The 8,164-nt window shown below is 66.0% G+C and carries 6 protein-coding genes and 1 pseudogene; 1 reads left to right on the top strand and 6 read right to left on the bottom strand.

Annotated features, from left to right (window positions below; translation table 11 throughout):
• The 6 genes and pseudogenes from V7Q81_RS12945 to queF all read right to left on the bottom strand — a co-directional run.
• Window positions 1-436, bottom strand: a pseudogene (locus tag V7Q81_RS12945) (50S ribosomal protein L3 N(5)-glutamine methyltransferase); the annotation flags it as partial.
• A gap of 38 nt (window positions 437-474) precedes the next feature.
• Window positions 475-1,605: a succinyl-diaminopimelate desuccinylase gene (gene dapE / locus V7Q81_RS12950; protein ID WP_333843948.1), complete on the bottom strand. Its 1,131-nt coding sequence runs from the start codon at window positions 1,603-1,605 to the stop codon at window positions 475-477.
• 64 nt (window positions 1,606-1,669) lie between these two features.
• The gene (locus V7Q81_RS12955) at window positions 1,670-2,812 is read right to left on the bottom strand and encodes a PilT/PilU family type 4a pilus ATPase (protein WP_333843950.1); all 1,143 of its coding nucleotides are present in this window, start codon (window positions 2,810-2,812) and stop codon (window positions 1,670-1,672) included.
• Between the two features lie 45 nt (window positions 2,813-2,857).
• Entirely contained in the window at window positions 2,858-3,679 is an 822-nt protein-coding gene (gene dapD, locus V7Q81_RS12960; protein ID WP_333843960.1) for a 2,3,4,5-tetrahydropyridine-2,6-dicarboxylate N-succinyltransferase, read from the bottom strand.
• 29 nt (window positions 3,680-3,708) lie between these two features.
• Window positions 3,709-4,923, bottom strand: coding sequence for a succinyldiaminopimelate transaminase (gene dapC / locus V7Q81_RS12965; RefSeq protein ID WP_333843952.1), 1,215 nt, complete (start codon window positions 4,921-4,923; stop codon window positions 3,709-3,711).
• 106 nt (window positions 4,924-5,029) lie between these two features.
• Window positions 5,030-5,449 (bottom strand): preQ(1) synthase, encoded by a 420-nt coding sequence (gene queF / locus V7Q81_RS12970; protein ID WP_333843954.1) that lies wholly within the window; start codon window positions 5,447-5,449, stop codon window positions 5,030-5,032.
• 178 nt (window positions 5,450-5,627) lie between these two features.
• On the opposite strand from queF, the gene smc reads away from it, so the two are divergent.
• Window positions 5,628-8,164, top strand: a 2,537-nt coding sequence (smc, locus tag V7Q81_RS12975; RefSeq protein WP_333843958.1) for a chromosome segregation protein SMC, incomplete at its 3' end; no start/stop codon positions are given.

An 8,164-nucleotide genomic window follows, 5' to 3' on the forward strand; every position in this document is an offset into this window, starting at 1 on the left:
CTCGGGCGCCGGGGAAGGCGTGGGCCAGGAGGATGGCCAGGCAGCCGCTGCCGGTGCATAGATCCAGGGCAGTGCGCACTTCCTGGGGATCGGCCACCCAGGGGGCGAGCCGCTCGCGCAGCAGCTCGGCGATGAACGAGCGGGGAACGATCACCCGCTCGTCTACGTAAAAGCGGAACTCTCCCAGCCAGGCTTCCCGAGTGAGATAGGCGGCCGGCCGCCGCTCCTGCACCCGCCGGGACAGGAGCGCGAGCACGGCGCTACGCTCGGCGAAGGTGAGTCGGGCATCCAGGAATGGTTCCAGCCGGTCCAGGGGCAGATGCAGGGCGTGCAGAATCAGGTAAGCCGCCTCGTCGTAAGCCTCGCTCGTGCCGTGGCCGAAGGCGAGGCCCGCCTCGTGGAAGCGGCTCACGGCGAACCGCAACAGGTCGCGCACCGTGGCAAGCTCCTGCCGCGCTTCGTCGAACGGAGCGCTCAGGCGAGAAGCCGGCGCAGCGCCCGGCCGTAGATGTCGGCGAGCCGCGCCAGGTCGGCGAGGGGCACGCATTCGTCGATTTTGTGAATCGTGGCGTTGAGCAGTCCCAGCTCCACCACTTGGGGACAGATGCGGGCGATGAACCGGCCATCGGAGGTGCCCCCCGTGGTGGAGAGCTCCGGTTCGATGCCCGCCACCTCCCGCACCGCGGCCTTGAGCGCCTGGGTGAGAGGGCCGGGCGCGGTGAGATAGGGCGCGTTGTAGGGTTGCTCCCACACGAGCTCGTAGTCGAGCCCATGGGCGTCGAGCACCGCCCGCAGCCGCTGCTCGAGGGATTCCACGGTGCTCGCGGTGGAGAAGCGGAAATTGAACTGCACGGTGACTTCGCCCGGGATCACGTTGGTCGCCCCCGTGCCCCCGTGGATGTTGGACACCTGCCAGGAGGTGGGCGGGAAAAACTCGTTGCCCTCGTCCCATACGGTACGGGCGAGCTCGGCGATGGCCGGCGCTGCCAGGTGGATGGGGTTGCTGGCGAGGTGAGGGTAGGCGATGTGGCCTTGGATGCCCTTGACCCTGAGCGTGCCAGAGAGGGAGCCGCGCCGGCCGTTCTTGAGCGTATCCCCCACCACCCGGGCGCAAGTAGGCTCTCCCACGATGCAGTAGTCGATCGCCTCGCCCCGTTGCCTAAGCCACTCCACCACCCGGACGGTACCGTCCACAGCCGGGCCTTCCTCGTCGGAGGTGAGGAGCAGGGCAAGGGAACCCCGGTGGTGCGCCTGCTCGCCCAGGAAGGCTTCCGCCGCCGTCACGAAGGCGGCAATCGCCCCTTTCATGTCGGCCGCGCCTCGGCCGTAGAGAACGCCGTCGCGAATCGCGGGCTGGAAGGGATCGCTAGTCCACTGCTCGCGCGGCCCCGGAGGCACCACATCGGTGTGGCCGGCGAAGCACAGCACTGGGCCTGTGGTCCCCCGCCGGGCCCAAAGGTTGTCCACGGCACCGAAGCGCAGCCGCTGCACGCGGAAGCCCGCCCGTTGCAGCCGCTCACCCAGGAGCTGCTGGCAGCCGGCGTCGTCGGGGGTGACCGAGGGCCGGGCGATCAGCGCTTGGGCAAGCTCGACGGCGGGATGCATGGAGCGCTTCGGTATTCGAAGACGGGGCTGCCCGAAGCCGGGGCCGGGCCAAGAACGCGGGAGCTCATTTGTCGATCAGGTCGATCTTGATCGGCGGCTCTTTCGCGGCGGCCGTCTCCAGCCCTTTGGCGCCGACTTCGCTCACGCGGATCTGGCCATAGTCGATGAGGGCCGCCAGATTGGTGGGCGAATCGGCGTGGGCCATGGCTTCGTCTCGGGTGATCTTTCCCGCCCGGTACATCTTAAACAGGGCCTGCTCGAAAGTCTGCGAGCCTGGCGAGACCGTGGTCTCCATGGCCTGTTTGATGGCGTCGATTTCTCCCTTCTTGATCAGCTCCGAGGTGTGGGTGGTGTTGATCAGGATCTCCACCGCGGGCAGGAGCTTTCCGTCCACGCCCCGCACCAGGCGCTGGGAAATGATGGCCTTCAGGCTGATGGCCAGGTCCGCCAGCAGGGCGGTGCGCGCGTCGTGGGGGAAGAAGTTGATGATGCGCGAGAGCGCATGGTAGCTGTTGTTGGCGTGCAGGGTGGATACGCACAGATGGCCGGTCAGGGCATAGATGATGCCGTGCTTGAGGGTTTCCCGGTCCCGGATCTCGCCGATCATCAGCAGATCTGGCGCCTCCCGCATGGCATTGGTGAGGGCGTTGGCATAGGAGACCGTGTCCATGCCGATTTCTCGCTGGTTGACGATCGACTTGCGGTGCTTGAATACGAACTCGATGGGGTCTTCCACCGTGAGGATGTGGCCGGTGCAGTTGGCGCTACGATGCTCAATCATGGCCGCCAGGGTGGAAGACTTGCCCGCCCCGGTGGAACCCACCACCAGGATTAGCCCCCGGCGCTCCATGATCAGGTCCTTGAGGATCCCGGGCAGATTGAGCTCCTCCACCGTGGGGATGGTGCTCTTGATGTGACGAATGACCATCGCCAGGTCGCCCTTCTGGCGGAAGACGTTGACCCGGTAGTTGGCCACTTCCGGCAGGCTGAAGGAGAAGTTCATCTCCATGGTGGCCTCGAAAGTGCGGATCTGGTCCTCGGTCATTAGGCCGTAGGCGAGCTTGATCATCTGGTCTGATTCCAGCGGCTTGTCGTTGATCGGCATGCACACGCCATTGATCTTGATTTGGATCGGCGCGCCTACCGTAAAAAACAGGTCCGAAGCCTGTTTCTCGGCCATGAGCTTGAGCAGGGGTGCAATGATCATGGGATGCTCCTTTGCTCCATAACCGCGAGGCCGCGGCGCGTCCCGCTAGATGCCCCGCAGCAGCTCGTTGATGCTGGTCTTGGCACGGGTCTTGGCGTCCACCTGCTTGACGATTACCGCGCAGTACAGGCTGTACTTGCCGTCTGGGGAGGGGAGACTGCCGGAGACCACCACCGAGCCCGCGGGCACCCGTCCGTAGAGGATCTCCCCTGTTTCCCGGTTGAGTATCTTGGTGCTCTGGGAGAGGAAAACGCCGGTGCCGATTACCGCGCCTTCCTCGACGATGATGCCTTCCACGATCTCGGAGCGCGCACCGATGAAGCAGTTGTCCTCGATGATGGTGGGGTTGGCCTGGACCGGCTCCAGCACCCCACCAATGCCCACGCCGCCTGCGAGATGGACATTCTTGCCGATTTGGGCGCAGGAGCCCACGGTGGCCCAGGTGTCCACCATGGTGCCTTCGTCCACGTAGGCGCCGATGTTGACGTAGGAGGGCATTAGCACCACGTTTGCCGCGATGTAGGAACCGCGGCGGGCGGCTGCCGGAGGAACGACACGGAAGCCTCCTTCGCGAAAGTCGCGGGAATTGTACTCAGCGAACTTCGAAGGAATCTTGTCGAAGTAGTTGGTGAAGCCACCCTTGATGAAGCTGTTGTCCTCGATGCGAAACAGCAACAGTACGGCTTTCTTGATCCATTCGTGGGTCACCCAGCGGCCGTCGATCTTCTCTGCGACCCGTAGCTTCCCCTTGTCAAGGAGGTCCACCACCTCCATCACGGCTTCGTGGACCTTGGTGGGCACGTTGCGCGGTGTGATCTCGCTGCGCCGCTCGAACGCTTCCTCGATGATGCTCTGGAGTTGTTTCATCGGCAGTAGGTCCTCGGTCGATGACGATATCATCCGGCGGCAGCCGCTCCGCTGCGGTCCTCGGTGGCGAAGCGGCGGATGCGTTCGGCCGCCTCCACGCAGGCGTCCAGCGGGGCCACCAGGGCAATACGTACGAAGTTGCGCCCGGGGTTTAGGCCGTGGGCCTCCCGCGCCAGATAGGAGCCCGGCAGGACGGTCACATTATAGTCGTGGTATAGCTGGCGGGCGAAAACGGTGTCGTCGAAAGGCGTGGGCAGCCACAGATAGAATCCGGCCTCGGGCCTCCTGGCCCCCAGGGATTCGAGTCGGGGCAGTACCGCGTCGAACTTGTCCCGGTAGAGCCGGCGGTTTTCTTCCACGTGGGTCTCGTCCCGCCAGGCCGCGATGCTCGCCGCCTGCACCGCGGGGCTCATGGCACAGCCGTGGTAGGTGCGATAGCGCAGGTAACGCGCCAAGATCTGCGCGTCGCCGGCGACGAAGCCCGAGCGCAGTCCCGGTGCGTTGGAGCGCTTGGACAGGCTGGAGAAGACCACGAGCCCGCGGAAATCCCGGCGTCCCAGCCGATGGGCCGCTTCCAGGGCACCCAAGGGGCGGACAGCCTCGTCGAAGTAGATCTCGGAGTAGCATTCGTCGGAGGCGATGACGAAGCCGTGGCGGTCGGAGAGCTCGAACAGCCGCCGCCACTCCTCCAGGCCCATCACACTGCCGGTGGGATTGGCCGGAGAGCACGCGTACACGAGCTGGGTGCGGCGCCACACCGTATCCGGGAGCTGGGCGAAGTCCAGGGCGAAGCCCTTTTCGGGCAGGAGGTTGAGGAATTGGGGCGTTGCGCCCGCGAGCAGCGTCGCTCCCTCGTAGATCTGATAGAAGGGGTTGGGACACACCACAGTGGCGCCGGGCCGCGAGGAATCCACCACCGCCTGGGCGAAGGAGAACAGGGCTTCCCGACTCCCGTTGACCGGCAGAACCTGGGTCTCCGGATCGATCTCCGGTAGCCCGTAGCGTTGGGCGATCCAGTCGGCTAGGGCGAGGCGCAGGGCAGGCTGGCCGGCCGTGGTGGGATAGCGGGCGAGGGAGGGAAGCGCTTGCGCGAGCGCCTCCAGGATGAAGGAGGGCGTCGCGTGCTTCGGCTCGCCGATGGACAGGTCGATGGCCTTGAAGGCGGGATTGGGGTTCGCCCCCTGGAGTAAAAGCTGGAGTTTCTGGAACGGATAGGGCTGCAGGCGCTCGAGGTGGGGGTTCATTGCAAGGCTGGGCAGGCGCGCCGTCGTGGTCGTTGAACCGGCGAATTATATCGGCCGGGGATGCCGGCGCCAACGCGCGAGCTCGCGTTGAGCGAGAGCTCCCCGCTCAGTCGCGGGTGCTTGCTTCGCGAGGAAACTCCGGCAGCGGAACCGGCACGGCGGGCGCCCAGCCCGCTTTCCGGTACTCCGCCTCCACCGTGGTGAAGATGCCGCCGCGCACGTGGAAGCGCGCCCGCAGCCGCATGTACCGGGGTTCCGTGGCGACCACGAGATCGTCCAGGATGCGGTTGGTGACGGCCTCGTGGAAAGCGCCCTCGTCCCGGTAGGACCAGATATAGAGCTTCAGGCTCTTGAGCTCGACGCACCGTCGGTCGGGAATGTAATCCAGAATGAGCGTGGCGAAGTCGGGCTGCCCCGTTTTCGGGCACAGGCAGGTGAATTCTGGAATCTCCATGTGGATCAGGTAGTCCCGATCCGGAGCTGGGTTGGGGAAGGTCTCGAGCTGCTTGGAGGACTGTGTTGCCATTCTCGCCTGCGCGTCAATTCAGTTACAATGCCGGCCAATCTTTCGCGGCAATCGCCGGTCGGTGGACGCCATGTTTCGGTGGGTGCAGGTTGCGCGCCCGGGCGATAGGGATAGGTGGCGTCGCCGTGGCGGAAGCTCGCTGCTGATTCAAACATTATAACGACTGGTTGGCACCCCGTTGCGCCTCGCTCACATCAAGCTCGCCGGGTTCAAGTCCTTCGTCGATCCTACCCATATCCCGCTGCCGGGCCAGCTGGTTGGCATCGTCGGCCCCAATGGCTGCGGCAAGTCCAACATCATCGATGCAGTGCGCTGGGTGCTGGGGGAATCCCGAGCCTCGGTCTTGCGCGGTGAGTCCATGCAGGATGTGATCTTCAACGGCTCCTTGGAGCGCAAGCCGGTGAGCCGGGCGGTCGTGGAGCTCGTGTTCGACAACAGCCTGGGCAAGGCTGGCGGGCAGTGGTCCCAGTACGCCGAGATCGCAGTCAAGCGGGTGATCGAGCGCAACGGTGAATCCTCCTACTACATCAACAACCTTCACGTGCGCCGCAAGGACGTGCAGGACATTTTCCTCGGCACCGGCCTGGGCGGGCGACCTTACGCCATCATCGAACAGGGGATGATCTCCCGCATCATCGAGGCCAAACCCGAGGAGCTACGGGTCTTCCTCGAGGAGGCGGCGGGCGTGTCCAAGTACCGGGAGCGGCGCCGAGAGACCGAGCTGCGGCTGGAAGATGCCCGGGAGAACCTCGCCCGGGTGGACGACATTCGTCGGGAGCTGGAGCAGCAGCTCGAACGGCTACAGGCCCAGGCCCGCGTGGCGGCCCGCTATCACGAGCTCCAGGCGAGATTGCGCACCGTTCAGGCGCTGCTTGCCCTAACCCGCAGGCAAGAGGCCGCGGCGACCCAGGAGCGGCTTGCGCGGGAGAGGGAACGGCTGGAGACGGCGCTACAGGGGGAGATTGCCCGGCTGCGGGAAGCCGAGCGGTGCCTAGAAGAAGCCCGGGAACGCCACTATGGCCTGAGCGATGCGCTTCACGGCGCCCAGGCAGCCTTGTACGAGGCCAATGCAGAAGTGGCCCGGCTGGAGCAACAACTCCAGCACCTGCGGGCGAGCCGCAGCCGCATCGAGCAGCAACGCAGTACCACCTGCAAGCTTCTGGCCCAGCACGAAGAGCGCCGCGCCAACGCCCAGGCCGGGCTCGCCCACTGGCAAGCAGAGCAGACGCGGGCCATCTTGGAGGCGCGCACCCGCCAGGAACGGGCCGAAGGGGAGGGCCGTGACCTCCCCCTGTTGGAGGAGGCTTATCGGTTGGCTCAGGCCCGCCATGCTGAGGCCCAGCGGGAGCGCATGCGAGCGGAGCAGGCCCGGGAAGTGGAGCAGACCCATTTAAACCACACCGAGCGGGTACTGGCCCAGTTGGTGGCCCGGCGCGCGCGACTGGAGGAGGAACGACGGGCACTGCCCCCCGTGGATCCGGGTGAGAGCGAGCGCCTTGCCCGGGCCCTCGAGGAGATCGACCACTCGATCGCAGAGCAGGAGGCGGTCCTCGCCCGGGGCGCGGAAGCGCTGCCCGCCGCCCAAGCCGCTCTGGAGGCTGCCCGCCAGCGGCTCCAGGCCCAGGAGCAGCGCTTGACAGAGATAGAGGCCCGGCGGGCCGCGCTGGAAGAGTTGCAGCGGCGGCTCGAGAGCAATGAGAGGCTCACCGGCTGGCTTTCGGCCCAGGGACTCCAGGACCGTTCCCGGTTCTGGCAGGCGATCACGGTGGGCGAGGACTGGGAAGATGCCCTGGAGGCGGTGTTGCGGGAGCGGCTTAACGCGGTGGCATTGGAGACCTTGGGCGAAGCCGGCTGCTGGAGCGACGAGCCGCCTCCCGGTAAGCTTGCCTGCTTCGAGCGCCAGGTAGGGGCAGTACCCCCCTCTTTCCCGGAGCCCTTCCCCTCCTTGCGCGCCCAGGTCACTTGCCGGGACGAAGCGGTGGCGGCCGTTCTCGACGACTGGCTGGCAGGAGTTTTCCTGGCAGAGTCCCTGACGGCCGCTTTAGAACGCCGGCACCTGCTGCGGCCGGGGCAAGCCTTCGTGCTGCCGGGCGGGCATGTGGTGACCCGGACGAGCATTACCTATTACGTTCCCGACTCCGGACTCCACGGAGTGTTGGCCCGGGAGCGGGAGATGGAGGCCCTTGCCCGGGAGGGGAAAGCCCAGCGCACCGCCATCGAGGCGCAAGCCCGGGCCGTCGAGCTAGAAGAGGAGCGGGTGCGGGCCTTGGAGGCCGCCTTGGAAGAAGCCCGTTCAGCCCTGGCCGCTGCCCGCCAGCGCCGGCACGAGATCCAAATGGCGGCCCTCAAGGCGGCCGAAGCGGCGGAACGGGTGAGGGTTCGCAGCGAGCAAATCAGTGCCGAGCTGGAGGAAATCGACGCCCAGGCGCAGGCCGAAACGAGCCGCCGGCAGCAGACGATTCAGCGGCTTGCGGCGATCGAGGACGAAATCGCTACGGCGAAGCAGGCAGAAAGCGTCCTGGAAGAAGAATGTCGGGCGGCCGAGACCCGCTTGGCAGAGCGGCGGCAGGCCCACCAGCAGGCCCTCCAGGAAGCTCGGGAGGCCGTCTACCACGAGAGGCTCGCTTCGAGCAAAATCCATGAGCTTGAGGATCTTCTTAACGTCATCGATCAAGACATGGGGTCGGCCCGGACCACTCTGGAGGCCCTCGAAGG

The sequence above is a fragment of the Pelomicrobium sp. genome (assembly GCF_036803785.1).
GTDB lineage: Bacteria > Pseudomonadota > Gammaproteobacteria > Burkholderiales > UBA6910 > Pelomicrobium.

Coding starts and splice junctions, on each gene's coding strand:
- dapE (WP_333843948.1), bottom strand. CDS start 1,605: ATGCATCCCGCCGTCGAGCTTGCCCAAGCGCTGATCGCCCGGCCCTCG.
- V7Q81_RS12955 (WP_333843950.1), bottom strand. CDS start 2,812: ATGATCATTGCACCCCTGCTCAAGCTCATGGCCGAGAAACAGGCTTCG.
- dapD (WP_333843960.1), bottom strand. CDS start 3,679: ATGAAACAACTCCAGAGCATCATCGAGGAAGCGTTCGAGCGGCGCAGC.
- dapC (WP_333843952.1), bottom strand. CDS start 4,923: ATGAACCCCCACCTCGAGCGCCTGCAGCCCTATCCGTTCCAGAAACTC.
- queF (WP_333843954.1), bottom strand. CDS start 5,449: ATGGCAACACAGTCCTCCAAGCAGCTCGAGACCTTCCCCAACCCAGCT.